Annotated in this window: 19 protein-coding genes; 10 read left to right on the top strand and 9 right to left on the bottom strand. The window is 73.4% G+C overall.

Annotated features, from left to right (window positions below; all coding sequences use genetic code 11):
* The first annotated feature begins 457 nt into the window (after positions 1–457).
* The 3 genes from WMF33_RS43745 (at position 458) to WMF33_RS43755 (ending at position 3852) form a co-directional block, all read left to right on the top strand.
* Positions 458–2521, top strand: coding sequence for a TonB family protein (locus tag WMF33_RS43745; protein WP_437334150.1), 2064 nt, complete (start codon positions 458–460; stop codon positions 2519–2521).
* Between the two features lie 57 nt (positions 2522–2578).
* Positions 2579–3109 carry a thioredoxin family protein gene (locus WMF33_RS43750; protein WP_437334151.1) on the top strand — a complete coding sequence of 177 codons (531 nt, stop codon included), beginning with the start codon at positions 2579–2581 and terminating at the stop codon, positions 3107–3109.
* 110 nt (positions 3110–3219) lie between these two features.
* On the top strand, positions 3220–3852 hold the full coding sequence (locus WMF33_RS43755) for an AMIN-like domain-containing (lipo)protein (RefSeq protein WP_437334152.1): 633 nt from the start codon (positions 3220–3222) through the stop codon (positions 3850–3852).
* A 72-nt stretch (positions 3853–3924) separates the two neighbouring features.
* Here the strand turns inward: WMF33_RS43755 and WMF33_RS43760 are convergent, their stop codons facing one another.
* Both WMF33_RS43760 and mutM read right to left on the bottom strand, forming a co-directional pair.
* Positions 3925–5160, bottom strand: coding sequence for a LysM peptidoglycan-binding domain-containing protein (locus tag WMF33_RS43760; RefSeq protein WP_437334153.1), 1236 nt, complete (start codon positions 5158–5160; stop codon positions 3925–3927).
* 78 nt (positions 5161–5238) lie between these two features.
* Positions 5239–6105, bottom strand: a complete 867-nt coding sequence (gene mutM, locus WMF33_RS43765; protein ID WP_437334154.1) for a bifunctional DNA-formamidopyrimidine glycosylase/DNA-(apurinic or apyrimidinic site) lyase — start codon at positions 6103–6105, stop codon at positions 5239–5241.
* Positions 6106–6178: 73 nt separating this feature from the next.
* On the opposite strand from mutM, the gene recD2 reads away from it, so the two are divergent.
* Entirely contained in the window at positions 6179–8617 is a 2439-nt protein-coding gene (gene recD2, locus WMF33_RS43770; protein WP_437334155.1) for an SF1B family DNA helicase RecD2, read from the top strand.
* Here recD2 and WMF33_RS43775 read toward each other — a convergent pair.
* Positions 8614–8802: a hypothetical protein gene (locus WMF33_RS43775; protein ID WP_437334156.1), complete on the bottom strand. Its 189-nt coding sequence runs from the start codon at positions 8800–8802 to the stop codon at positions 8614–8616. The two genes, recD2 and WMF33_RS43775, sit on opposite strands and share 4 nt — an antisense overlap.
* A 229-nt stretch (positions 8803–9031) precedes the next feature.
* Here WMF33_RS43775 and WMF33_RS43780 point away from each other — a divergent pair, with 229 nt between their 5' ends.
* A complete protein-coding gene (locus tag WMF33_RS43780) occupies positions 9032–10165 on the top strand; it encodes a tetratricopeptide repeat protein (RefSeq protein ID WP_437334157.1) in 1134 nt (377 codons plus the stop codon).
* Between the two features lie 72 nt (positions 10166–10237).
* Here the strand turns inward: WMF33_RS43780 and WMF33_RS43785 are convergent, their stop codons facing one another.
* The 4 genes from WMF33_RS43785 to WMF33_RS43800 form a co-directional block, all read right to left on the bottom strand.
* Positions 10238–11080, bottom strand: coding sequence for an HAD family hydrolase (locus WMF33_RS43785; protein ID WP_437334158.1), 843 nt, complete (start codon positions 11078–11080; stop codon positions 10238–10240).
* Between the two features lie 85 nt (positions 11081–11165).
* Positions 11166–11423, bottom strand: a complete 258-nt coding sequence (gene rpmA / locus WMF33_RS43790; protein ID WP_012240530.1) for a 50S ribosomal protein L27 — start codon at positions 11421–11423, stop codon at positions 11166–11168.
* A 14-nt stretch (positions 11424–11437) separates the two neighbouring features.
* Entirely contained in the window at positions 11438–11746 is a 309-nt protein-coding gene (gene rplU, locus WMF33_RS43795) for a 50S ribosomal protein L21 (protein WP_020740951.1), read from the bottom strand.
* A gap of 343 nt (positions 11747–12089) precedes the next feature.
* Positions 12090–14702 (bottom strand): ATP-dependent Clp protease ATP-binding subunit, encoded by a 2613-nt coding sequence (locus tag WMF33_RS43800; protein WP_437334159.1) that lies wholly within the window; start codon positions 14700–14702, stop codon positions 12090–12092.
* A 74-nt stretch (positions 14703–14776) separates the two neighbouring features.
* Between WMF33_RS43800 and grxC the strand changes: the two genes are divergently transcribed.
* The 5 genes from grxC (at position 14777) to WMF33_RS43825 (ending at position 22141) form a co-directional block, all read left to right on the top strand.
* Complete coding sequence (gene grxC / locus WMF33_RS43805) at positions 14777–15076, top strand: glutaredoxin 3 (RefSeq protein ID WP_437334160.1); 300 nt, start codon at positions 14777–14779, stop codon at positions 15074–15076.
* 191 nt (positions 15077–15267) lie between these two features.
* On the top strand, positions 15268–16950 hold the full coding sequence (locus tag WMF33_RS43810) for a serine/threonine-protein kinase (RefSeq protein ID WP_437334161.1): 1683 nt from the start codon (positions 15268–15270) through the stop codon (positions 16948–16950).
* A 7-nt stretch (positions 16951–16957) separates the two neighbouring features.
* Positions 16958–18190: a hypothetical protein gene (locus WMF33_RS43815; RefSeq protein WP_437334162.1), complete on the top strand. Its 1233-nt coding sequence runs from the start codon at positions 16958–16960 to the stop codon at positions 18188–18190.
* A 165-nt stretch (positions 18191–18355) separates the two neighbouring features.
* Positions 18356–20323 (top strand): acetate--CoA ligase, encoded by a 1968-nt coding sequence (gene acs, locus WMF33_RS43820; RefSeq protein ID WP_437334163.1) that lies wholly within the window; start codon positions 18356–18358, stop codon positions 20321–20323.
* Between the two features lie 264 nt (positions 20324–20587).
* A complete protein-coding gene (locus WMF33_RS43825) occupies positions 20588–22141 on the top strand; it encodes a protein kinase domain-containing protein (protein WP_437334164.1) in 1554 nt (517 codons plus the stop codon).
* Between the two features lie 58 nt (positions 22142–22199).
* On the opposite strand, the gene WMF33_RS43830 is transcribed toward WMF33_RS43825, so the two are convergent.
* Together WMF33_RS43830 and WMF33_RS43835 are read right to left on the bottom strand one after the other, a co-directional pair.
* Entirely contained in the window at positions 22200–23879 is a 1680-nt protein-coding gene (locus tag WMF33_RS43830) for a sensor histidine kinase (RefSeq protein WP_061628588.1), read from the bottom strand.
* Positions 23876–24961, bottom strand: coding sequence for a (Fe-S)-binding protein (locus tag WMF33_RS43835; RefSeq protein WP_437334165.1), 1086 nt, complete (start codon positions 24959–24961; stop codon positions 23876–23878). The genes WMF33_RS43830 and WMF33_RS43835 overlap by 4 nt, the downstream gene beginning before the upstream one ends.
* Positions 24962–25007: the final 46 nt, after the last annotated feature.

The following is a 25007-nucleotide window of genomic DNA, read 5'->3' on the forward strand; positions in this document are numbered from 1 at the left end:
CCCAGGTTCCGGACCCGCCACGCGATTTTCAGCGGCGAGATCGCGCCCGGGGCGTTGAATGAACTCCAGATTGCCGGCCCGACCCCGCGCCGCTCGGCGCGGCGGCTCGCCCCGGCCCTCGCGGAGCGCGCCACCTCGGAGGGGCAGGCGCCGACGTCCGCGCCGCGGTGTATGTGCGAAGGCCACCTCGATGCGATGCGCGCGGTTGGCCAACAGACATCGAGTCGTCGCGAAACACAGCCGTAAACTTCCGGTGCTCTCTGATGAACCGCGCCGCGCAGCGGGAAGACACGATCGAGCGCCGCCGACAGCGCACCAGACACGGCCGCTCCGCGCCGTCGAACGAGCGGAGCCGCGCGGGGATCGCGAGGTGCGCAATCCAACGAGACGACAAGACGCGCGAGACAACGGGCGTTGGGGTAGCCGCGCCCCCGCCGTCGTGCGTATGATGAACGGCATGGGTGCGACCAGGAGCAGCGGTCAAGACCCGCTCATCGGCGCGACGATCGCCGGTCGATATCGGATCGTATCGCTCATCGCGCGCGGGGGTATGGGCAAGGTGTACAGGGCAGAGCAATCGGCCCTGGGACGGATCTGCGCCCTCAAGCTCCTCGTGCCCGACGAACGCCACGAGCAAGATCCGGAGTTCTTCCGGCGCTTTTCACGCGAGGCCGCGACCGCGGCGCGGCTCACCCACCCGAACTCCGTCACCGTCTTCGATTACGGCAGGGACGATCCGCGCGGCATTTATTTCATCGCGATGGAGTACATCGCTGGCCGTACGCTGCACCGTGTGCTCCACGACGAGGGCGCGCTCCCCGAGGCGCGCGCGAGCCGGATCGCGCGGCAGATCTGCCGCGCGCTCATCGAGGCGCACGGCCTCGGCCTCGTGCACCGGGATCTCAAGCCGAGCAATGTGCTCCTCGTCGACCAGGGGGACGAGAAGGACTTCGTCAAGGTGCTCGACTTCGGCCTGGTCAAGGACGTCTCGGGGCAGGACCTGGACGATCTGACCCAGAAGGGCCTGTTCATCGGCTCTCCCAAGTACACCGCGCCGGAGCAGGCGATGGGCCACGAGCTCTCGCCGCGCGCGGACATCTACGCGCTCGGCGTCCTGCTCTACGAGATGCTCTCGGGCAAGGTGCCGTTCGACAAGAAGGTGCCCACGGCGACCCTCATGGCCCACGTCAGCGAGCCGCCGCCGCCGCTCGCCGGGAGCGCTCAGGGCGCGCTCGTGTCGCCGGCGATGGAAGCCATCGTGATGCGGTGTCTCGAGAAGGACCCGGACAGGCGCTTCCAGTCGATGAAGGAGTGTCTCATCGCGCTGAAGAGCGCGGCCGGCGAGCCGATCGATCTCGCGCGGGCCTCGGCGCCCGAGCGGCTGTCCGTGGCGCAGCTCGGCGGCGCGCTGCCCTCGGCGCCGTCGAACTCGGGGCCGCGCCTCTCGGCCCTCTCGCCGTCGCCGAGCGAGCTGGACGCGCCGCCCCGCGCCGGGGCGAGCGAGCCCGCCGCGCCGATCCGCCAGCCGCAGGGCGACTCGCTCTCTCCGGCCCAGGCGCCGCCGACGGTCGGCGGCTCCGTCGGCCCTGCTCGTCCTGCGCCGGTGTCCGTCTACATCGTGGCGCTCGTCGCGGCGATCGTCGGCGGGGGGCTCGTGCTGGCGCTCACCGGGCACGTGCGCGGGCGCGCTCCGGACGCCGCGAGCGCCCCGGCCGCCGCGCAGCCCGCCCCGGTGCCGCTCGCCATGCCCGTCGAGGCCTCGGTGGGCCGAGAGCCCAGCGCCGCGGCCGAGTTCAGGATCGTGAGGATCGAGAGCGCCCCGCCCGGGGCCCGCGTGTCCGACCGCGGGACGGAGGTCTGCCTTTCGACCCCGTGCCGGCTCGTGCTGCAGGGCGCCGGGACCACGGCCGAGTACCGGCTCAATCTGACCAAGCCCGGCTACAAGCCGGCCGTGCTGGTCGTCCGCCCCGAGGACGAGACCGCCTCGGCGGAGCTCGAGGCGCTCGCCGCGGCGGCGCCGGCGCCGAGCCCGCACGCCGCGGCGAGCGCGCTCCCGGAGCCGGCGCCCCCGGCGGAGCCGCCGAGCGCCGGGCCGCCGAGCGATGGGCCGTCGCCGAGCGCCGGGCCCGTCGCTGCCGGGCCGAGCGCCGCCCAGCCGGCCGCGATCGCCGCGCCGGAGCCTCCGGCGGCCGGGGCCGCGGCGGCGCCGGCCGCGCCGGCGCCAGCCGCCCCCGAGATCCTGCCGTTCCAGGAGGGGATGACGCGCCCCGTGCCGATCGCCGCGCCCGCGGTCGTCTACACGCGGCAGGCGCGGCAGGCGCGGGTCGAGGGGACGGTCCTCGCGAAGTGCGTGGTGACGACGGCCGGCAGCCTCACCGGCTGCCGGATCGTCAAGGGCGTGCCCCACATGAACGAGGCGGTCCTCGAGGCGCTCGCGGCGAGCCGCTACAAGCCGGTCACCTACCAGGGCCGGCCGGTCAACGTCGACTACGTGTTCTCGATCAAGCTCGTGCTCCCCTGAGGCGCTGGCGCAGCCGGCCGCCGTGAGCAAGACCGTGCCCGAGAGGGAGACGACGACGTGAACGGTCATGGCCGGAAGGGGTCGGCTGGCGCCGGGCTGGTGCTCTGTCTCGCGGCGCTCCTCGGCTGCTCGCGGGAGGAGACCTCCGCGCCGGCCGCAGGGAGCGGCGTCGCGCGGCCGGCGGCGCTGCGGGCCGAGGTCGAGCTCGCGCCGGACGGCGGCGAGGTGCCGGCGCTGGTGCAAGCGGCGCGGGAGCGCGCCCGGCGGGAGGGGCGCGAGCTCGTCGTCTACGTGGGCGCGCCGTGGTGCGAGCCGTGCACGAGGTTCCACGACGCCGTGAAGGCGGGCCAGCTCGACGCGGCCTTCCCGGCGCTGCGCCTGCTCGAGTTCGACCTCGACCGCGACCGGGATCGGCTCGCCGAGGCCGGTTACGCGTCGAAGATGATCCCGCTGTTCGTCGTGCCCGGCGAGGACGGCCGGGGGACGCGCCTCCGCATCGAGGGGTCGGTGAAGGGCGAGCGCGCGGTGGACGAGATCGTGCCCCGGCTCGCGGCGATCCTGGCCAGGGCGCGGGCGCCCTCGCGGTGATCCTCGGCGGCGCGCGCAGGAAGCGCCGCCCCCCGCGATGCCCGCGGCGGCGCGCGCGCCGCGTCGTCGCAGTGGACGTTCGGCGGCCGTGGCGCCATGAATGCCCTCTCATGAGGACCGCCGACCTCCTGCTCGCCGCCGCAACCGTGTCGCTCGCCGCGGGCTGCCGCGGCGGCGCCGGCAGCGAGCCTGCTCAGCCCGTCCCGCAGGTGACGCCGATCGACACGCGCCCCGAAGGGCCGGCCGTGGACGACGAGCCGCCCACGCCGCGGCCTCCGAAGGCGGCGGATCCCACGAGCACCGACACGTTCGAGGGCACCGCGGGCGCCACCGACAAGCCGCGCGCCGGCGCGAAGGTCGCGGTCCTGCGCGACGTGCGCGCGGCCCGGCACGAGCACTACGACCGCGTCGTGTTCGAGTTCGAGGGGGACGCGGTGCCGGGCTACCACGTCGACTACATCGACAAGCCGGTGCGGCAGTGCGGCTCGGGCGAGGCGACCGAGATCGCCGGCGACGGGTGGCTCGCCGTGCGCATGACCCCCGCCGCGGCGCACACGGACGAGGGGAAGGCCACGATCCCGTTCCGCGAGCGGAAGCTCGCGCTCGGCGTGGCGCTGGAGCTCGAGCGGACGTGCGACTTCGAGGCCGAGGTGACGTGGGTGCTCGGGGTCTCGTCGCCGAACAAGTACCGCGTCCTCGAGCTGACCAAGCCGGCGCGGCTCGTCGTCGACGTGAAGCACTGAGCGGGGCCGAGGCCGCGCCCGCAGGCCGACCGCGCTCCCGGAGGGCCGGCGGCGGAGCCCCTCCCGCGGCTCTCAGCCGCCCAGCGCCGGCCCGGCTTCGTCGTGGCGCACCGGCGGCGACGCCTCCGCGGCCCGCGGCGGGGGCAGCCGGCGCGGCGGCACGACGACGTGCTTCGGCGGGGCGGCGGGGCCGCTCGACGGCCGCGGGATGTTGTAGACGCGCTTCGCCTGGATCGCCGTCGAGCGCAGGCCGTTCGCCCGCTTGATCGCCTCCACCGTGGTGCCGTACTGCCGGGCCAGCGAGCCCAGCGTCTGCCCCTTCTTCGCGGTGTGCCGCACGTAGTGCGCCGTCGGCTTGATCGCCCCGCGCTTCACGAGCAGCGGGTACGCGCGCACGGCCGACTCCTGCGCCACCGGGCTGTAGAACCGGATGTGGATGTGGTTCGCGTGCCCCCGGGCATGGCGGATGAGCGGGCGCGCTTTCCTCGACCCGTACTGGAAGACCTCGTCGAGCCAGTCCTTGTCCTCGCCGATCTTCAGCGCGTGCTCCTTGAGCAGCCGCTGCACGCTGCTGTCGATGAGGATGAGCTCCACGTCGGTCTCGGTGATGAGCGCCCGGACGAAGGCCCAGGTGCGCTCTCGATCGAGGTTCGCCGCCGTGGCCCGCTGGTACCAGCGGTGCCGCGCGTCAAGGAAATAGCTGATGTCGACGTCGCGCCCGGCCTGGTGGCTCTTGTGCGGAGAGAGCCGGCCGCCGTCCCGGGCGCTGATGTGCCCGATGTAGAGCTTCGGGCTGCCCGGGAACTGCCGGTGCACCTCCGCGATCGCCCGGTCGAGCGCGTCGACCGTCTCGCGCGTCCCCCAGGCGTGGCCCGGATCGACGAGCTCCCACCGGTCGCTCTCGGGCATCCGGATGCCGTTGAACAGCGCGCCCGCGTTGGTGGCGCCCACCGACATCGGCCCCAGCGCCGCCGGGTCCTTCGCGAGCAGCTCCTCGATCTGGGCCTCGGTCATCGCCGCGAGCGGCGAGTGCGCGCGCGTGCCGGCGCCCGGATCCACCCGCAGATCCAGGCCGTCGTCGGCCTCGGCGCCGTCCTCGTCCACCTCGTCTTCGTGCTCGTGCGCGTCCGCGTGCGCGGCGTCCTCCGCCGCTGCCCCGGGCGCCGGCGCGCCGGCGCCCGGCTCCACGGCGACCGAGGCGGTCGCGCGCAGCAGGCGGTCCTTGGACCGCGCCGCCTCCGGCGCGCTCCCGGCACAGCCCGCGAGAACGAGGGCGCAGAGGACGGAAAGCAAGGTGCTGCGGCCCATCGCGGGGCCACTATACCGGCACGAAGATGTCACGCCAACCGCGGGCCCGCGGCGCAAATCCCTTCGCGCGACGGGTGTTCAGCGCCGGGGCGCCCTGCGCGGCCCTGCTCGCGCCCGCGCGCGGCCGCGCTCCGGCTGGCAGCGCGGGCAGAAGGCGCTGGAGCGGCCGCCGATCGCGCGCGTCTCCAGCGCCGCGCCGCAGCGGGGGCACGGCTGGCCGGCGCGCGCGTAGACGAGGAACGGGTTCGGCGTCGCGCCGGACTCGGACAGGTAAGCGATCTCCCCGCCGCCGATCGCCCGGAGCGTGTGCGCGATCGAGCCCAGGGCGCCGGCGGCGATCGCGGCCACCTCCTCGCGCGAGAGGGATCGGCCTGGCCGCGCCGGGTGCACGCCGGCCCGGAAGAGCGCCTCGGTCGCCTGGATGTTGCCGAGGCCGGCGATCACCGCCTGGTCCATGAGGATCGCCTTCACGGCGCGCGCGCTCGCCCGCGCGCGCCGCGCCAGGGCGTCCACGTCGATCCCGTCGCGCAGCGGATCCGGGCCGAGCGCGGCGATCTCGGGGATCTCGCCCGGCGAGACGCCGCGCAGGACCGCGAGGCGGCCGAGGAGCCGCGGATCGCTGTAGTGGAGCACGCTCCCCGAGGCGAGCAGCAGCCGGGCGCGGCTGTGCGCCGGCGCGGGCTCGCCCGGCGAGCGGCGCACCCATTTGCCGGTCATCCCGAGGTGGCTGAGCAGCACCACGCCGGCGTCGAGCTCGAGCGTAAGGTACTTGCCGAAGCGCGTGAGGCGCTCGAGCGCGCGGCCCGGGAGATCGCGCTCGAAAGCGTCGCGGCTCGATCCGCGGAACAGGCGGGTGCGGTCGCCCTCGGCGGACGCGATCCGGTCGCCCGCCAGGAAGCGGCGCAGCGAGGCGGCGGCGTGCTCGACCTCGGGGAGCTCCGGCACCCGCGAGGAGTATCACGCGCCGCGGCGCACGAGGGCGTTGCCGCCGGCGGGCCGGCGGCTACATGCTGCCCTCGTGCAAGGGTCCCAGCGGAGCGGCCGCCCCGATCGGGCAGCCCGGGGGGCAGCCGCGCCGCCGCCGGACGGCGCGCCGCGCCCGCACGAGCGCGCCGAGCGCCCCGGCGGGGCCGGCGAGCGCCCCGGCGGGGCCGGCGAGCGCCCGCCGGGCGGCGGGGGCCAGCAGCGGCTCTTCTCGGCCAGGGAGGCGGCGGGCAACGGGCCCGCGACGGTCGAGGGCGAGGTCGCCCGCGTCACCTACGAGAACGAGTCGAGCGGCTTCCGGGTGCTGCGGGTGGAGGTCGCCCCCGGCGCCGCCCCGGAGGTCTGGGTCGGGGTGTTCCCGCAGGTCGTCCCCGGCACGCGCGTGCGCGCGACGGGGCGCTACGAGCGCGATCCGAAGCACGGCGAGCAGCTCAAGGTCGAGACCCTGCTGCCGATCGCCCCCGCCACGCTCGACGGGCTCGAGCGCTACCTCGGGTCGGGCATGGTGCAGGGCATCGGGCCCGCGTACGCCAAGCGGATCGTGGAGGCGTTCGGCGCCGAGACGCTGGAGATCCTCGACCGGTCGCCGGAGCGGCTCGCCGAGGTCCCCGGGCTCGGCCAGCGCAGGGCGCAGGCGGTCGCGAAGGCGTGGGCGGCGCAGCGGGCGATCGGGGCCATCATGATCTTCCTCCAGGCGCACGGCGCCTCCCCGGCGCTGGCGAGCCGCATCTACAAGCGGTTCGGCCCCCACGCGATCGACATCGTCTCCCGCTCCCCGTACCGGCTCGCGCTCGACGTGTGGGGCATCGGCTTCAAGACCGCCGACCGGATCGCGCGCTCGATCGGCGTCCGGGCCGACTCGCCCGAGCGGGCGCAGGCGGGCGTGCTGCAGACGCTCGTCGACCTGTCGACCCGCGGGCACACGCTGGCGGAGCGGCCGGAGCTCGCGGAGCTCGCCGCGGCGATGCTCGAGCGCGACGCCGCCGAGGTCGACGGCGCGATCGACGCGCTCGCGGCGAGCGGCCACGTGCGCGTCGAGGCGCTGTCGACCGGCGAGGTGGCCGTCTACCCGAAGGACCTCTACGAGGCCGAGGTGCGGCTCGCGCGCCGGATGCGCTCGCTGCTCGGGGACGACGACGACGGCGCGGCCGGCGACGCGCGCCTCGCGGAGGGCGTCGACGCGGCGATCGCCGCGTTCGAGGAGAAGACGAAGGTCTCGCTGGCGCCCGCGCAGCGCAGCGCCGTGGAGCAGGCGGCGCGGAACAAGGTGCTGGTCATCACGGGCGGCCCCGGCGTCGGCAAGACGACCATCGTCCGGGCCATCCTGGCGCTCTTCGACCGCGCCCGGCTGCCGGTGCGGCTCGCCGCGCCCACGGGCCGCGCCGCCAAGCGGATGAGCGAGGCGACCGGGCGCGAGGCGGTCACGCTCCACCGCCTCCTGGAGTTCGACCCGAAGCAGCGCAAGTTCGGCCGCCAGCGGGGCCGCCCGATCGAGGCGGCGGCGATCGTGGTCGACGAGGCGTCGATGCTCGATCTGGCGCTCGCCGACGCGCTCCTCCAGGCCACGTCCGACGCGGCGCGGCTCGTGCTGGTGGGCGACGTCGACCAGCTGCCGTCGGTCGGGCCGGGCGCGGTGCTGCGGGACGTGATCGCCTCCGGCGAGGTGCCCACGGTGCGGCTCACGCAGATCTTCCGGCAGGCCGAGGGCAGCCTCATCGTCCGGAACGCGCACCGGATCCACGACGGCGAGCCGCCGGAGGGCGCGCGCGGGCCCGGCGGCGAGTTCTACGTCATCGAGCGGACCGAGGCCGAGGCGGCGGCGGAGCTGATCCTCCACCTCGTGACCGAGCGCATCGCCAAGGGGTTCGGGCTGGACCCGCGGCGGGACGTGCAGGTGCTGACGCCGATGCACAAGGGCGAGGCCGGCGCGATCGCCCTGAACGCGCGGCTGCAGGCGGCGCTGAACCCCGAGGGCCCGACCGTCACGCGCGGCGCGCGGACGCTGCGGCTCGGCGACAAGGTGATGCAGCTCCGCAACGACTACGACCGCGAGGTCTACAACGGCGACGTGGGGTTCGTCACGGAGGTGAACGCCGAGGAGCGGAAGCTCCAGGTGCGCTTCGACGATCGCGAGGTCAGCTACGAAGAAGCGGAGCTCGAGGAGCTGACGCTCGCCTACGCGACGAGCATCCACAAGAGCCAGGGGAGCGAATATCCGGCGGTGATCGTGCCGATCCTCACCCAGCATTTCGTGATGCTCTCGCGGAACCTCATCTACACGGCGGTGACGCGCGGCAAGCGGCTCGTGGTGCTCGTCGCGGATCCGCGGGCCGTGTCGCTGGCGCTGGCGGAGACCCGGAAGGAGGAGCGCCGGACCCACCTGGCGGAGCGGTTGCGCAGCGCGGCGCCGGCGCGCTCCGGGCCGGCGCGCGAGCTCAAGCCGGCCCTCGCCGCCGGCCCGCGACTCGACTAGGACGGCGCGCGGAGCAGGGAGAGGGCGAGCGAGATGAGCGTCCGTGACGGCGAGAGCGACAGCGAGCACGACAGCGATCCCACGAGCGACAGCGAGCCGCGCGGCGCAGCGACGGCAGCGGCGACGCAAGCCGCAGCGCGGCAGGTCCGGAGCGCGGCGAGCGCGGCGAAATTCACTGGAATCACGGGTGGAAACTCGGGTGGAAGCTCGGGCGTAAACCCGGGCGGACAGACCGCGGCGCGGGGCCGTGCTCTCCGAGCTCCCCCGTTGCCCGGGTGGGCCCTCCCTGCTAGCGTTCGCGCCCCTTCTACACGAACTACGGCCCCCATCAATTTGGCGCGCAGGGTACCGGGGCGAGGCTGGGTGATGCCTGCGCCTCGGCGCGCGTGGGGAAGAGATCTCGGAGCATCGACGATGACGACGAACGGACAGCAGCAGGCGGCTGGGCTCAATATCGCGGGAGGGGCAGCGATCGTCGCGCCCGTGAGCGCGTTCCCGAACGGCGTGCCGGGGAACGCGCTCATCGTCATCCCGGTCAACAAGCCGACCGATGAGCTGAAGGGTCTGATCGAGAAGGGCCCCGCGGCGGTGACCCTCGATCAGATGTGGCAGCTCCTCGGCTTCAACGGGCCGGCGGTCCAGGTGCAGGACGACCAGGGGCGCCCGATCGCGATCGGCCTGGAGGACCTGCTCGCCGGCCTCGAGAAGCACTGGACCGAGCAGCCCGACGATCTGAACCGCGGGCGCATCTACGCGCAGGAGCTCCTCAAGCACAACCGGCTGCAGCGCGCCGAGCAGGTGCTCTCGAAGGTGGTCGCGAAGGGCGGCACGGGCGACGACTGGCTCGCGCTCGGCATCGCGCAGCTCTCGCAGGACAAGCACGACAAGGCCGAGGGGACGCTGAAGGGCGCGCAGAACCTGCTCAAGGACAACCCCTACCCGTCGCTGCACCTCGCGAAGCTCTACCAGGCGCGCAAGGAAGACGCGAAGGAGCGCGAGTTCATCGAGAAGGCGATCGCGATCGACGTCGAGTGCATCGACGCGTGGGCCTACCTCTTCCAGTACCTGAAGCAGCGCGGCGACGAGGCGAGCGCGGTCGCCGAGATCGAGAAGTTCTCGGCCGACAAGAAGACGCCGGCGCCGTACATCGCGATCCAGGGCTTCTACGCGGCCAACGAGGAGACGCGGGACAAGGCGGTCGAGTACGCCAAGAAGGCGGTCGCGCTGAACCCGGACAACCCGCTGGCGCTGCTCTGTCTCTCGGCGCTGTACGGGCAGAAGAACGACCTCGAGGCGGTGGTCCGCCTGCTCCAGCCGCACGAGGCGAAGATGAGCCGCGACGTGCGCCTGGCCAACAACTACTTCGAGGCGCTGTTCCAGTCGCGCCAGCTCGAGAAGGTGACCAAGCTGCTGAACGCGCTCGCGGGCTCTCCGAACAAGGAGGTCAAGCAGTTCGCCATCGAGCGCTCGCGCGCCGTCGCGCAGTACCTGCAGCAGCAGCAGCAGCAGCTCGCCGCCGCGTCCCAGCCGGCGCAGCGCAAGGCCTGACACAGCGCTTCGCGCGGGGGAGCGCCGAGCGGCGCTCCCCCCGCTGCTCTTCGGCGCCCTCTGCCGCTCGGCTCAGCGACCGAAGGCGCGGCGGATCGCTTCGGCGATGCCCCCGCCGCGCAGGCCGTCGGCCTCCAGGCGGTCGGTCGCGGCCTGCTTCACGTCCTCGGGCGCCTGCGCCATCGCGAACGATCGCCCCGCGACCTCGAACATCGGCAGATCGTTGAGCCAGTCGCCGACGACGACCACGTCCGACGTCGCGCAGCCGTAGTGCTCCGCGAGCCACGCGATCGCCGTCCCCTTCGTCGACCCGGACGCGCGGACCATCATGGCCCAGAGGCTCGTGTGACCGTCGCGCAGGAACGGGAACGAGATGACGAAGGCCGCCTCGCCGAGCTCGGACCGGACCTCCTCGACGGCGGCCATGACCTGCAGCTCGGTCCCGATCGCCACCAGCGCGAGCAGCCCGTGCTCGTGCTCCCAGTACGGGTGCGACGAGACGCGCTCGACCTCGGCGATCGCGTGCGACCAACCGCGGACGTAGTGGACGTGCGGCGTGCCGGTCGCGTCGTGGACGATGCTGTCCTGCGCGAAGAGGAACGACGCCGTCGCGTGCCGCTCGGTGATCGAGCGCAGCAGGGCCGCGTGGGCGCCGGAGATCGTGCGCGAGTACAGGTGCGCGTCGCCCTCGGTGTGCACGATGTGGCTGCCGTCGACGCACGCGATGGGGCCGAGCACGCCGACCCGCCGCGCGACCTCGCGCGTCCCGGAGTACAGGCGCCCGGTCGCGATCGAGACCGGGATGCCGGCGCTCTGGAGCCGCTGGATGGCGAGGAGGTCTTCGTCGTGGATGGAGCCGTCGCGCCGGACGAGGGTCCCGTCGACGTCGAGGGCGAGGAGCTTGTAGGTCGTCACCGCGTTGGGGTGAAACGTGAGCGCGCGGAGCGCAACAGGCGGGACGCGAGGGGACGGCTCATGAGGCCGTCCCGGTGCGGAGAGCTCAGGACGCCGGGTAGACCGACACCTGCTTCTTGGTGTTGGACTTCCACTCGTACGTCACGACGCCATCGACGAGGGCGAAGAGCGTGAAGTCGCGGCCGGTGCCGACGTTGTGGCCGGCGTGGATCGAGGAACCGACCTGCCGGACCAGGATGTTGCCAGCGCGCACCGGCGCGCCGGCGTACACCTTCACCCCACGGCGCTGCGCGTTCGAGTCGCGGCCGTTCCTGGAGGAGCCGCCGCCTTTTTTGTGAGCCATGTCTACTTCTCCTGCTAGGCGGTGATGCCGGTGATCTTGAGCTCGGTGTACGGCTGACGGTGGCCGTTCTTGCGGCGGTAGTTCTTCCGGCGCTTGAACTTGAAGACCACGATCTTCTTGCCGCGGTCCTGCCCGGTGATCTCGGCTGCGACGGAGGCGCCGCTCACGAGGGGCTTGCCAATCTTGGGGGAGTCGCCGCCGACGAGGAGCACCTCGCTGAAGGTGACCTTGTCACCGGCATTGCCGGCAAGCTTCTCGACCCGGAGCTTCTGACCTTCGGCGACCCGATACTGCTTGCCGCCCGTCTTGATGACCGCGTACATGGTGCGTCTTCCTCAACCTGGGGACCGCGATCCCTCACCTTACGCCACGCATTGGCCCTCGAGCCGAGGGCCCGGTGAGCGAGGGAGCGGCAGTATACGGACCTTGTTTCGCTTGGCAAGAGGTTCGCAGCGCCGTCCGCCCAGGTTCTTCGCCCCGGAGAGCCGACCGTACGCCGCGACGCTGTAGAGCCCGAAAATCGCCCGCCGCCGCGGCTCAGGCCGAGCGCCGGCCGCGATCGGGCCGCGGTCGCGCAGCACCCCGCCGTGCCCTGCGGCGCCGGCCCTGCGGCGCCGGCCCCGGCCGCGTCCGTCGCGCGCCCGCCTCGGGCCTGGCGCGCTCCCCTCACGCCTTGGTGAAGACGAACTTCTCGTCGCTCACGTCGACCCGCATCGTCTGGCCGGGCTGGTATCCGCCGGCCAGGATGGTCTCGGCGAGCGGGTTCTGGAGCTCGCGCAGGATCGCCCGCTTCAACGGGCGCGCGCCGAGGCTGGGCTCGTAGCCGAGCTCGACGAGCCGCGCCTTCGCGGCGTCCGTGAGCGAGAGGCGGATGTCCTTGTCGGTGAGCAGCTGCTCGAGGCGGCGGAGCTGGATGTCCACGATGCCCCGGAGGTCGTCCTTGCTGAGCGCCTTGAACACGACGATGTCGTCGATCCGGTTCAGGAACTCCGGGCGGAAGAACCCGCGCAGCTCCTCGAGCAGGACGTCGCGGATCGCCTCGCGGCCGTCCTCCGTGGTCCACAGCTTGGCGTCGGTCTCGAGCACGCGCTTCGACCCGATGTTCGAGGTCATGATCACGACCGTGTTCGAGAAGTCGGCGAGCCGCCCGCGGCCGTCCGTGAGCCGGCCGTCGTCGAGGATCTGGAGCAGCAGGTTGAACACGTCCGCGTGCGCCTTCTCGACCTCGTCGAACAGGAGCACGCTGTACGGCCGGCGCCGGGCCGCCTCGGTGAGGAAGCCGCCCTGCTCGCTGTCCGCGTAGCCCGGGGGCGCCCCGATCAGGCGCTGGGCCATGTGGCGCTCCATGAACTCGCTCATGTCCATGCGCGTCAGCGCCTGCTCGTCGTCGAACAGGAACTCGGCGAGCGCCTTCGCGAGCTCCGTCTTGCCGACGCCGCTCGGCCCGAGGAACAGGAACGAGCCGATCGGCTTGCCCGGATCGCGCAGGCCCACGCGCCCGCGGCGCACCGCCTTCGCGATGGCGCGCACCGCCTCGTCCTGGCCCACCACCCGCTGCGCGAGCCGCTCCTCCATCTTGAGGAGCTTCTCGGCCTCGCCCTCGAGCATCTTGGCCACCGGGATGCCGGTCCAGTCGTTGAGCGTCGCCGCCACGTCCGACTCGCCGACGACGTTCGAGGTCGGCGCGACCCCCTCCCGCTGCGCGGCCTCCTCGGCGGCCTGGAGCCGCCGCTTGATCTCCGGGATGGTCACGTGCTCGAGCTCGCCGATCTTGGCGAACGCCTTGTCGCGCTGGGCCGCCTTCAGCGCGTCGGTCGCGGCGACGAGCTCCCGGCGGATGGCCTGGCACGCGGCGATGACGCCGCGGCGCGACGCGTTGCGGCTGCGCATCGCCGACGCCTTCGGCTCGATCTCCGCGAGCTCCGCCTCCAGGCGCGCGCGGGTCTGGACGCTGAGCTTGTCGTCGTCGTCGGCGAGCGCGGCGATCTGGGCGCGGAGCGCGTCGACGCGCCGGCTCAGGGCGTCGAGCTCGGCCGGCACGCCGTCGACCTCCACCCGCTTGCGGGCCGACGTCTCGTCGAGCAGGTCCACGGCCGTGTCGGGGAGCGCGCGGTCCGAGATGTACCGCTTGGCCAGCGCGACCGCCGAGGCGATGGCGCTCTCCCCCACGCGGACGCGGTGGTGGGCCTCGTACTTCGTCGCGATCCCGCGCAGGATCTCCGTCGCCTGATCGATGCTCGGCGCCTCCAGCGTGATCGTCGAGAAGCGGCGGATGATCCCGGGGTCGCGCTCGTTGATCTTGCGCACGCCCTCCGGCGTCGTCGTGGCGATGATCCGGATCTCCCCGCGCGACAGGAGCGGCTTCAGGAGCTCGCCGACGCCGGCGCCCTGCACCCCTTGCCCGAAGAGCGCGTCGAGGTCCTCGACGACGAGGATGCTCTCGGCGTCCTGCGCGCCGCGCAGGCGGTCGACCAGGACCTTGAGGCGCTGCTCGATCTCGCCGCGGAGCTTCGCCCCGGCGACGAGCGCGCCGGTGTCGAGCTCGTAGAGATGGGCGCCCGCGAGGTTCGTGGGCACGTCGCCGTGGGCGATCCGGTCGGCCAGGCCCCGGATGAGCGCGGTCTTGCCCACGCCGGGCTCGCCGACGATGAGCGGGTGGTTCTTGAACCGCCGCTCGAGGATCTGCAGCAGGCGCCGCGCCTCGACGTCGCGACCGATGACCGGATCGAACCGCCCTTCGCGGGCGTCGGCGACGAGGTCCCGGGTGTACGGCGCCGGCTGCCCGGGCTCCGACGCGCTGGACGCCGCGGGCGAGGGCTCGCGCGAGGCCGCCTCGAGCGCGCCGAGGTGCGGCCGGAACGCGCCGGGGCCGACGCCGAACGAGGAGAGGATCTCCCCCGCAGGCCCGCGGATCTCCTGCGCGAGCGCGTGGAGCAGGTGCTCGATGCCGACGTTCGCCGATTTGTCGCGGGTCGCTTCCCGCTCGGCGCGCCCGAGGAGGTCGAGCAGGCGCGGGCTCACGTACGCCACGCCGTTGCCCGCCTTGGACAGCTTCTTCAGCGCGTTCTCGGCGAGCTGGAGCACCTCGTTCGGGTCGGCCCCGGCCCGCCGAAACACCTCGGATACCCCCCGATCACGCTCCAGCAGCCTCATCAGCAAGTGCAGCGGCGTGACCTCGGCGTGCTGGCGCTCGTCCGCGATCTGCTGGGCGCCGGCGACGACCTGCTTCGCGTCGCTGGTGTAGCGATCGAGGTGAATCGTCCCCTCTTTCTCGGCCATGCGCGCAGCCTACCGCAAGGTGGAGCCCTGTGCGCTTGCATCTTCGACCGTCCCGAGAAAGGAAAGAGGACGAGATGCCCATGCAAGCAGCCGACGTCACCATCTACGTCACCGAGTACTGCGGGTACTGCACCATGGCGAAGCGCCTGCTGAGCCAGAAGCAGGTGCAGTTCACGCAGATCAACGTGGAGGGCCGGGACGACCTCCGCGCCTGGCTGGTCAAGGCCTCCGGGCAGCGCACGGTCCCCCAGATCTTCATCAACGGCGTCAGCATCGGCGGGTTCAGCGAGCTGTCCGCCCTGGAGAAGCAGGGCCAGCTCGATCCGCGCCTCGCCGAGGCGCCGAGCCCGGACGCCGCCGCCCTGCCGCGCTGAGAGGAGCGGCCGATGTGCGACGGCGCCCCTCGCCCGGCGCACCCCTGGCCGCCCCCGCCGGCGAAGGTGCACCCTGGCGGGGGTAGGTGATAAGCTGCCGCGCAGGGAAGGGGCGCAGCTTTCTTTGATACGGTTCGTCCATCGGGCCTCATAGCGCTTCGCCCGCCCCGCCCTCGCGAGTCGCAACCGCCATGCCTAGCAGCACCGACACCACCGCCGCAGCGACTCAGCCGGTCGAGGGCGCGCTCGTCGGAAAGCGGGTCCAGAAGTACGAAATCGTACGGACGATCGGTCGTGGCGGGATGGGCACGGTCTACGAGGCGGTCAACACCGCCATCGGCAAGCGCGTCGCGATGAAGTTCGTCGACGCCGAGCTCGCGCGGAACAAGGACGCCGTCGCCCGGTTCCACCGCGAGGCGCAGGCGGCGAGCGCCGTCGAGAGCGCGCACATCGTCGAGATCTTCGACGCCGGCTTCGCCGACGACGTCCCGTTCCTGGTCATGGAGCTGCTCCGCGGCGAGGACCTGGGCCACCGCATCCGGCGCTGCGGCCGGCTGGAGCTCGGCGAGGCGCTCCACGTGACCGCGCAGATCCTCCGCGGCCTCCACCGCGCGCACGAGGCGGGCATCGTCCACCGCGATCTCAAGCCGGACAACATCTTCCTGGTCGACCGCGACGACGACCCGAACTTCGCGAAGATCCTCGACTTCGGCATCTCGAAGGTGCGCCGCACCGACGGCGCCCCGGCGCACACGCTGACCCGGCAGGGCACGGTGCTCGGCACGCCGTTCTACATGTCGCCCGAGCAGGCGCAGGCGCTGCCCGACGTCGACGGCAGGACCGATCTCTGGGCGGTCGGCGCCATCCTCTACGAGTGCCTCACCGGGCACCCGCCGCACAGCGGCAGCTCGTACGAGCAGGTGATCGTCAACATCTGCATGAAGGACGCCCAGGACGTGCGGATGAGCAACCCGGCCGTCCCCGAGCCGATCGCGCGCGTCATCGCCAAGGCGCTCACGCGCGACAGGGACGCGAGGTTCTCGTCCGCGCGGGATTTCCTGGACGCGCTGGTCGCCGGGGCCGGCGGGCTCCTCGGCGCGCGGCGCAGCTCGAGCGACGAGCTCGGGGCCCACACGACGAGCGCGCCTGGCGTGTCCGGGCACACGCCGGTGAAGCTCACGCCGGGCGACCCGAACATCGCGATGGATCCGACGCTCGAGGTGCCCGGCACCGGCTCGAAGGTGGGCTGGGCGAGCAACGGGCGCGCGGGCGCGCGCGGGCCGCGGCGGCTCGCGCTCGCCGGGGCAGCGCTCGTCGCGCTGGTCGGCGGGCTCGCGGGCGCCGCCTTCCACGCGCGCCGCTCGCCGGCGGAGAGCGCCGAGGCCGCCGCGCCTGCGCCGCCCGCCCAGGTCTCCGTCGAGCTCCGGACGAACGCCGAAGGCGCGCGCTTCACCGTCGACGGCGTGGCGCTGGCCGATCGCACGCTGCGCGGCCGCACGGGCGAGACGAAGCGGGTGAGGATCGAGGCCTCCGGATATACGACCGTGGACAAGGAAGTGACGCTCCAGGCTGGCAGGGCCCCCATCGAGGTCCTGCTCCACCCGCTGCCGGCGGCGGTCGCGCCGGTGCCCGCCGCCGAGCCGGCGCCCACCGCGGAGCCGGCGCCCACCGCGGAGCCGGCGCCCAAGGCCGCGCCGCCCCCGGCGCCCAAGGCCGCGCCGAGCGCGAAGAAGACGGCGACGCTCCCCTTCGCGGCGCGCCCCAGGGCGACGGGCGCCGGCGCAAAGGCCGCCGCGTCGGGTCCGGTCGGGCCGGACGTCGCGGCGTCGAAGCCGGCGGGGGTCGCGGCTGGTCTGCAGCTGAAGGTCGACTGAGGCGGGCTTGGGCAGATCGCACGGACGACTCCAGGTCGCGCTCTGCGCGGCGCTCCTCGGCCTGGCAGCGCAGCTCTCGCCGGCGCTCGCGCAGGTCGAGCCGTACCGGCAGCACATGGAGAACGGCATCAAGCTGTTCCAGGACCGGAACTACCCGGCGGCGATCGTCGAGTTCGAGGCGGCCTACGAGGCGAAGCCGAAGGCCAGCCCGCTCTTCAACATCGCGCTCGCCGAGAAGGCCCTCTTCAACTACCCGCGGGCCATCGCGGCGCTCGAGCGCGCGCTCGCGCAGCACCGCGACACGATGGACGAGGGCGACGAGCGGACGGCGCGCAGCGCCATCGAGGAGATGCGCGCGCTGCTCGCCCACCTCACGATCGAGCTCAGCCCGCCGGACGCCGCGCTGCTCATCGACGGGGAGGAGCAGCCGCCCGCGTCGTCGGGGACGCGGGTCGTGGAGCTCGGGCCGGGGGTGCACCGCATCGGCGCGCGCGCCGATGGCCACGCGAGCGTCGAGCAGAGCGTCACCGTGGTGAGCGGCGAGCGCGACAAGCGGGTGAAGCTGACGCTGGCCCCGGAGAAGCCCCCCGCGATCGCGGCGCCGCAGCCGTACACGCCCCCGCCGCCGCCGCCGCCGCCGCGGCCGGTGCCGCTCTCGCTCGCGCCGCAGGGGTACTACGTGATCGGCGCGGCGTCGCTGCTCTGGCCGCTCGGCCACCCGCGCGGGTTCCAGCTGCCGGAGGCGAACAGCGGCGGCGCCGGCTCGATCCGGGTGGGTTACCGCGTGAACACCCCCGCGGCGTTCGACGTGATGTTCCAGTACGCGAACATCGCCACCGGGTCGGATCACCCCAGCTACCCGAACGCGAGCTACACGCTCGGGTCGACGCGCGTCGGGCTGAACGTCCGCCTGATGACCCCGGGGCAGACCTGGCGTTTCGTGGGCTCGATCGGCGGCGGCCTCACCTACGACGACGTGAGCTTCGACAGCATCAAGGGGCCCGGCGGCGACATCTGCGACGGCCGGTGCAAGCACGCGCGGGGGGTGAACGCGTTCGTGTTCTCCGAGGTCGGCGTCGAGCTGGACCTCAGCGGCGTGCTCCTCGGGTTCTCGCTGGACAGCTATTTCCAGTCGTCGCGCGGCATCAGCTACAAGGACGGCGACGACGACATTCCCCTCTACTCCTCCGTGCTGCTGCAGCTGGGAGGCAGCCTGCACGCCGGCTACGCGTTCTGGTGAGCGGGCCGAGCCCGGGCGCCCGCCCGTTCCGTCCTTGTTCTGCCGCTCGGCGGATGTATCCTCGCACGCCCTCGCGGTGAGTCGTAGATGGTTCGCCGTCCTCTCCAGCGGGGGAACAGCGATCGGGGGTCGGCCTCCGCCGTCCCCTCCAACGCAGGGGTGACCATGTCGCAGGATGCCATCACGTCGTTGCTGAAGGAGACGCGCCGGTTCGAGCCGCCGGCCGAGTTCTCGCGTCGTGCGCGCGTCGGCGCGCGGGAGGCCTACGAGGCGCTCTACCGCGAGAGCATCGAGCAGCCGGACGCGTTCTGGCGCCGGGAGGCGGGCGATCTCGTGTTCCGCACGCCGTGGACCACCACCAGCGACTGGTCCCTGCCGCACGCCAAGTGGTTCGTCGGCGCGACCCTCAACGTCACCGAGAGCTGCCTCGACCGGCACCTCACGACCGCCACCAAGAACAAGGCCGCGATCATCTGGGAGGGCGAGCACGGCGCCACGCGCACGCTGACCTACGCCCAGCTCCACCGCGAGACGCTGCTGCTCGCGAACGCGCTCAAGAAGCTCGGCATCGAGAAGGGGGATCGGGTCGCGATCTACATGGGCATGGTCCCCGAGGTCGCCGTCGCGATGCTCGCCTGCGCGCGCCTCGGCGCGGTGCACACGGTGGTCTTCGGCGGCTTCGCCGCGGACGCGCTGCGCGACCGTATCCACGACAGCCAGGCCAAGCTCGTCATCACGCAGGACGGCGCGTACCGGCGCGGGCAGGTCGTGCCGCTGAAGGCGACCGTCGACAAGGCGCTCGCGCAGCCGGAGGCGAAGAGCGCGACGCGCGTCATCGTGTACCAGCACCTCGGCAGCGAGCGCTGTGAGGTGCAGATGACCGAGGGCCGCGACGTCTTCTGGCACGACCTGCTCGCCCAGGCCGCGCCCTCCTGCGAGCCCACCATCGTCGACGCCGAGCACCCGCTGTTCATCCTCTACACGAGCGGCTCGACCGGGAAGCCCAAGGGGGTGCTCCACACGACCGCCGGCTACCTGGTCGGCGCGCACGTCACGACGAAGTACGTCTTCGATCTGCGCGACGACGACGTCTACTGGTGCACCGCCGACGTCGGCTGGGTGACGGGCCACAGCTACATCGTGTACGGCCCGCTCTCGAACGGCGCGACGTGCCTCATGTACGAGGGCGCGCCGAACTTCCCCGACTGGGGCCGCTTCTGGCGGCTCATCGACAAGCACGGCGTCACCATCCTCTACACCGCCCCCACGGCCATCCGCGCCTTCATGCGGCAGGGCGACGAGTGGCCCGCGAAGAGCGATCTGTCGAGCCTCCGGCTCCTCGGCTCGGTCGGCGAGCCGATCAACCCCGAGGCGTGGATCTGGTACCACCGGACCATCGGCGGCGGCCGCTGCCCCATCGTGGACACCTGGTGGCAGACGGAGACGGGGGCGATCATGATGACCACGCTGCCCGGCGCCTCGCCGTCGAAGCCGGGGTCGACCGGGCTGCCGATGTTCGGCGTCGTGCCCGAGGTCGTCACGAAGGACGGCAAGCCGGTCCCCGCGGGCGAGGGCGGGCTGCTCGTCCTGAAGACGCCGTGGCCGTCGATGCTGCGCACCGTGTGGGGCGACGACGAGCGCTTCCGCAAGCAGTACTTCAGCGACGTCGAGGGCTGCTACTTCACCGGCGACGGCGCTCGCCGCGACGAGGACGGCTATTACTGGGTCGTCGGCCGCATCGACGACGTGCTGAACGTGGCCGGTCACCGCATCGGGACGGCCGAGATCGAGAGCGCGCTCGTCTCTCACCCCGCCGTCGCCGAGGCGGCCGCGGTCGGCCGACCGGACGAGCTCAAGGGGCAGGCGCTCGTGGTGTTCGTCTCGCTCCGGCCGGGGTTCTCGGCCGGGCCGGAGCTCCAGGCGAAGCTCGGCGAGCACGTCGCCAAGGAGATCGGCAAGTTCGCGCGCCCCGACGCCATCCGCTTCGCGGACGCGCTGCCGAAGACCCGCAGCGGCAAGATCATGCGCCGGCTGCTGAAGGACGTCGCCGCCGGCCGCGAGATGACCGGCGACACGTCGACGCTCGAGGACCTGAGCGTCGTGGCGAAGCTCCGGCAGCAGGAAGACGAGTGAGCGCCGCGGCGGCGCGGGGGCGCGACCGTGCCCCCGCGACCGGCGCGAGACGCCGCGCGTGAGGGGGGAGCGCTGGCGCATCACCGGAGGGGCGGAGGGCCCACGGAAGAGCTCGATTCTGCGGCTCTTTCGCCGTCCTCTGCCGGGGCGAGGCCGCGGCGGCCCGCGGCCGGCGGCCCATCGCCCATGGTCGACTTACCCCGTTCGCGCCGGAGAATTTGATCGCCCGCGTCGGCGCGGGGGATAATCTGTGGCGAGGCGCTTTTGGAGCTCGAAGCTGGAACCGTCGTTGCGAACCGGTACCGCATCATCCGCCAGCTCGGCCGTGGCGGGATGGGGGAGGTGTTCGCCGCGGAGAACATCCGCACCGGCCGCCAGGTGGCGGTCAAGCTCCTTCGCGCCGACTCGAAGGCCAAGTCGTCCGCCGTCGAGCGGTTCCGGCGCGAGGCGCGCGCCGCGGGCTCCATCAACAGCGACCACGTCACCGAGATCCTCGACGTCGAGGAGGACCCCGAGCTCGGCATCGTGCTCGTCTTCGAGCTGCTCGAAGGCGAGTCGCTGATCGATCGGCTGAAGCGGACGGGGCCGATCGCGTTCGAGGAGCTGCACCCGATCATCGAGCAGGTCTGGATGGGCCTCGCCGACGCGCACCGCGCCGGGATCATCCACCGCGATCTGAAGCCGTCGAACGTGTACCTCGAGGCGCGCCCCGACGGGTCCACGCGGGTCAAGATCCTCGACTTCGGCATCTCCAAGCTGCCGAAGGAGATGGGAGGAGAGACCCTCACCGAGATGGGGCAGAGCCTCGGCACGTTCTCGTTCATGCCGCCCGAGCAGATCGGCAAGGCGAAGACGGTCGACCACCGCGCGGACATCTACGCCTGCGCCACGATGATCTACCAGTCGATGAGCGGTCAGCTGCCTTACCAGGCGCGCAACCTGCTCATCATGGTCGAGATGAAGCAGAAGACCGACGCGCGGAGGCTCGCGGACGCGATGGACGGGCCGGTCGATCCGCGGCTCGAGGCGTTCCTCGCGAAGGGGCTGGCGCGGGAGCCTGCGGACCGCTTCCAGAGCGCGCTCGAGGGGCTCACCGCGTGGCGCGAGCTGCGGCCCGCGCAGGGCTCGAGCCAGCCGGCGGTCAACCCACGCAGCTCCAGGGCGCCCGGCAGCGGCGCGTCGGGCCACGCGCCCGGCACGCCCCTCCCGCCCCCGCACCCGACCTACAAGCCCCCGTCCTCGGGCGCGCTCAAGCTCCCGGTGCCGCCGGCCGATCCCATCCTGATCCGCACGGCCACCGATCCAGGGGCGCATCCGCCGGTGGAGGCCCCGGCGCGCCAGCCCAGCGACCCTGCGCTCGCGGCCCACCACTTCCTCGGCGATCCGGCGCACGCGCTGGGCGAGGGGCAGCGTCCCTCTCACGCGGCGGGCGGGCTGCCGGCGGTCCAGCCCATGCACCAGCCCATGCCCTGGACCGGCCCGAACGGCACCATGGTGCTGAACAACGCGGCCATGGAGCTCGCGCCCCCGGCCGTGTCGCCCCCCGTGTCGCCGCGGACGCTCCCGGACTTCTCCGAGGACAGCTCGCCCGGGCCGACCAGCCAGGGTCCGACGCTCGTCTACAGGCCCACGCGGCCGACCCTGGGCTCGGTCAGCTCGGGGCTGCCTGTCCCCGGCGAGCCGGGGCCGCTCGAGCAGCCGCCGCGCGCGCCCCCGGCGCGGACGCTCCGGACCCTCTTCTACGTGCTGGCGGCGCTCGTGTTCGCCGTCGTGGGCTTCCTCGCCATGGGGATCATCCTCGAGCACCTGCCCAAGTAGCCGCGGCGCCGGGCCTGCGCGCCGCCGTCGCCGCGCGCGCCCCCGCGGCAGGCGCGGCTCAGAGCGCCGCGTGCGCCTCCGCGGCGCGGCCCTGGGCCGGCGCGCCGCCGGCGGGCAGGACGATCCGGAACCGCGTGCCCCCCGCCTCGCGCGGCTCGCAAGAGATCGCGCCGCCGTGCGCCTCGACGATGTCCCGCGTCACCGCGAGCCCGAGCCCCGTCCCGCGCTGCTTGGTCGTGAAGAAGGGGTCGAAGATCGACGCCCGCAGCTCCTCCGGCACGCCGGGGCCCGTGTCGTCGACCGCGATGGTCGCGGCCCCGCCCGAGAACCTGACGCTCACCACGATCTCGCCGCCCTTGGGCATCGCCTCGCGCGCGTTGCGGAGCAGGTTCAGGAGCGCCTGCCGGAGCTGCGACTCGTCGAGGAGGATCTCGGGCCCCTCCTCCACCTCGACGCGGACCGCGACGCCGGCGCGGTCGAGCTCGGGCCGCACGAACGCCACGAGCTCCTGCACCAGGTCGTCCACCCGCTCCGGCACGAGCTGCGGGCGAGGGCGGCGGGCGACGCTGAGGTACTGCTCCGCGATGCGCGACAGGCGATCCACCTCGGCCCGGATCGCGGCGACGAGCTGCGCCGACTCCTTCATCACGGGCCTGAGCTCCGCGTCGGGCATGTCCGCGGCGGAGGCGCGCGCCACCTCCTCCTCGAGCAGCTCGAGGTTCAGCCCGATGGACGACAGCGGGTTCCTGATCTCGTGCGTGACGTGCGCCGCCATCTTCCCGATCGCCGCGAGCCGCTCGGCGTTCACGAGCTCGGCGCGCGCGCGGCGGATGGCGGCGACCATGCCCTCGAACGTCGTCGCGAGCTCGCCGATCTCGTCGTTCGTCGCGAGCACCTGCTTCGGGGTGAGGTCGCCGCGCGCGACCGCGTTCGCCCGCTCGGTGACCGCGGTGAGCGGGGCGAGCACGCGCCGCGCGTACAGCGACATCACCGCGCCGACGAGCAGCGTCAGCACGCCCAGCCCGAGCAGCAGGTGCATCGAGCGCTCCTCCCGCCGCCGCGCCTCGACGGTGAGGCTCTCCATCTGCTCCTCGACGCGGCTCTTGATGGCCCTGAGCCGCTGCGCGCCCTCGACCTCGCGCTTGACCAGCTCGTCGCGCGTGCGCTCCGCGAGCTCGCGGTTGCCGACGGAGAGCGCCTGGAACAGCTGCGAGAACCGCTCCGGGCTGGCGCCCACGAGCCGCTCGATCGCCGTCACCTCGGCCGCGATCTCGTCGCTGAACCGGCGCACGCCCGACGAGCCGGCCGCCTGCCCGACGCCGGCGCCCGCGCCGCCCTGCACCTCGTCGGCGCCGGCGAGCGCCCTGGCGGCGTCCTTGACGATCGAGAAGGCGAGCGGCCGGGTCCGGCGGGCGGTCTCGAGCCACTCGCGCACGTCGCCGGGGTTCTTCGCGGCGGTGATGTGGTTGAGCTGGGCGTTGAAGACGTTCTGCTCGGCCAGGACCTCGCCGATGCGGAGCAGCAGCGGGACGTACCCGGCGCGCAGCAGCTGGGCGTCGCGCGACGCCGCCCGCAGGGCCTGGACGCTCCAGCCCACCGTCAGCGCGAAGGCGGCGAGCACCACGAGGTAGCTCGCGAGGAGCCTCCCCGCGACCGTGCGCCGCTTGTGGCGCGCCGGCCCCTCCTGGCCCGCGGCGCCGCCGCGCGCCTCGTCCACGGCAGGCCCCGGCGCGGTCATCGCGGCGCGACGGCCCGCGCGACCAGGCTCGCGAGGTCCTCCGCCGGCTCGCCCCGGGTCCTGAACCGCCGGAGGCTCTGCGCGCAGTGGGTCACGAGCAGCCCGCCGCCGAGCGCGCGGTGCTCCGCGATCCTGCCGTCGGCGATGGCGGCGGACGAGGCGGGGCGCGTGGCGGGCACGAGGCCGCCGCCGCCGCTGCAGTCGGCGTGCTCGCGGCGGTGGATGAACTCCTCGGGCGGCCGCCCCGTGATGCGGGCGAGGATCTCCCGGGGCGCGTCGTAGCGGTCGAGGCCGCGCCCGAGCTGGCAGGGGTCGTGGTAGCGCACCCGCCGCTCCGACGTCGACCGCTGCAGCCGGTCGAGCGACGCCCGCGCGAGATCGACGAACAGCTCCGGGCTCTCCACGCTCACGCCCGCGCGCGCGTACTCGACGCGGACGGCGCGCGCGCACCCGGGGTCGACCGCGACGAAGCGCTCTCCCGCCGCGACCTCGGCGGCGAGGCGACGCGCGGCGGCCTCGAAGCCCGGCCGATCGCCGGCGTAGAGGAGCGGCAGCCCGCAGCACGCGCGCACCGGGCGGACCGGCGCGCCCGTCAGCGCCTCGGTCGCCTCGAGCGCGTCGCGGGCCACGTCCGGCGCGTGGCGCTCGTAGCCGCAGCCGACCAGCACCTGCACCGCGGCCGGGTCCGGCTGGGCTTGCCCGTCGCGCTCGCCGGCGCGGCCGTCCTCGCGGGCCCGGAAGCGCGCCGCGACGCGCCGCGCCCCCTCCGGCTCGAGGCCGCGCGCGAAGAGCTCGGCGCGCGCGTCGGTCAGCACCGTGGCCACCTCGTTCTTGTGATCGCAGCGCTCGCGGCACGCGTAGCAGGCCGAGCACGCCCAGGCGGGATCCGCGTGGGGCGCGTCGAGCGGTACGTCGCCGCGCGCGGCGAAGTACGCCATCGACATCTTGCCCCACGGCGTGACCGTCTCGTTCGCCTCGACGTTCGACACGGGGCAGGCGGCGCGGGAGAGCTTGGGGCAGTAGACGCACTTCTCGAGCGACGTCCGGTGCGGCTCGAGGAGCTTCAGGCGGAGCTGGGACACCGGTTGAGTCTCTCCATCGGGTGCGCCTCGCGCAAGCGGCGGGGGC

The sequence above is a fragment of the Sorangium sp. So ce394 genome (assembly GCF_051474665.1).
GTDB lineage: Bacteria > Myxococcota_A > Polyangia > Polyangiales > Polyangiaceae > Sorangium > Sorangium cellulosum_D.

Excerpts from the sequence above, each read along its gene's own strand:
- WMF33_RS43810 (WP_437334161.1), top strand. The coding sequence starts at position 15,268 with ATGCCTAGCAGCACCGACACCACCGCCGCAGCGACTCAGCCGGTCGAG.
- WMF33_RS43760 (WP_437334153.1), bottom strand. The coding sequence starts at position 5,160 with ATGGGCCGCAGCACCTTGCTTTCCGTCCTCTGCGCCCTCGTTCTCGCG.
- WMF33_RS43755 (WP_437334152.1), top strand. The coding sequence starts at position 3,220 with ATGAGGACCGCCGACCTCCTGCTCGCCGCCGCAACCGTGTCGCTCGCC.
- WMF33_RS43745 (WP_437334150.1), top strand. The coding sequence starts at position 458 with ATGGGTGCGACCAGGAGCAGCGGTCAAGACCCGCTCATCGGCGCGACG.
- WMF33_RS43800 (WP_437334159.1), bottom strand. The coding sequence starts at position 14,702 with ATGGCCGAGAAAGAGGGGACGATTCACCTCGATCGCTACACCAGCGAC.
- WMF33_RS43780 (WP_437334157.1), top strand. The coding sequence starts at position 9,032 with ATGACGACGAACGGACAGCAGCAGGCGGCTGGGCTCAATATCGCGGGA.
- rpmA (WP_012240530.1), bottom strand. The coding sequence starts at position 11,423 with ATGGCTCACAAAAAAGGCGGCGGCTCCTCCAGGAACGGCCGCGACTCG.
- WMF33_RS43830 (WP_061628588.1), bottom strand. The coding sequence starts at position 23,879 with ATGACCGCGCCGGGGCCTGCCGTGGACGAGGCGCGCGGCGGCGCCGCG.
- grxC (WP_437334160.1), top strand. The coding sequence starts at position 14,777 with ATGCCCATGCAAGCAGCCGACGTCACCATCTACGTCACCGAGTACTGC.
- rplU (WP_020740951.1), bottom strand. The coding sequence starts at position 11,746 with ATGTACGCGGTCATCAAGACGGGCGGCAAGCAGTATCGGGTCGCCGAA.
- acs (WP_437334163.1), top strand. The coding sequence starts at position 18,356 with ATGTCGCAGGATGCCATCACGTCGTTGCTGAAGGAGACGCGCCGGTTC.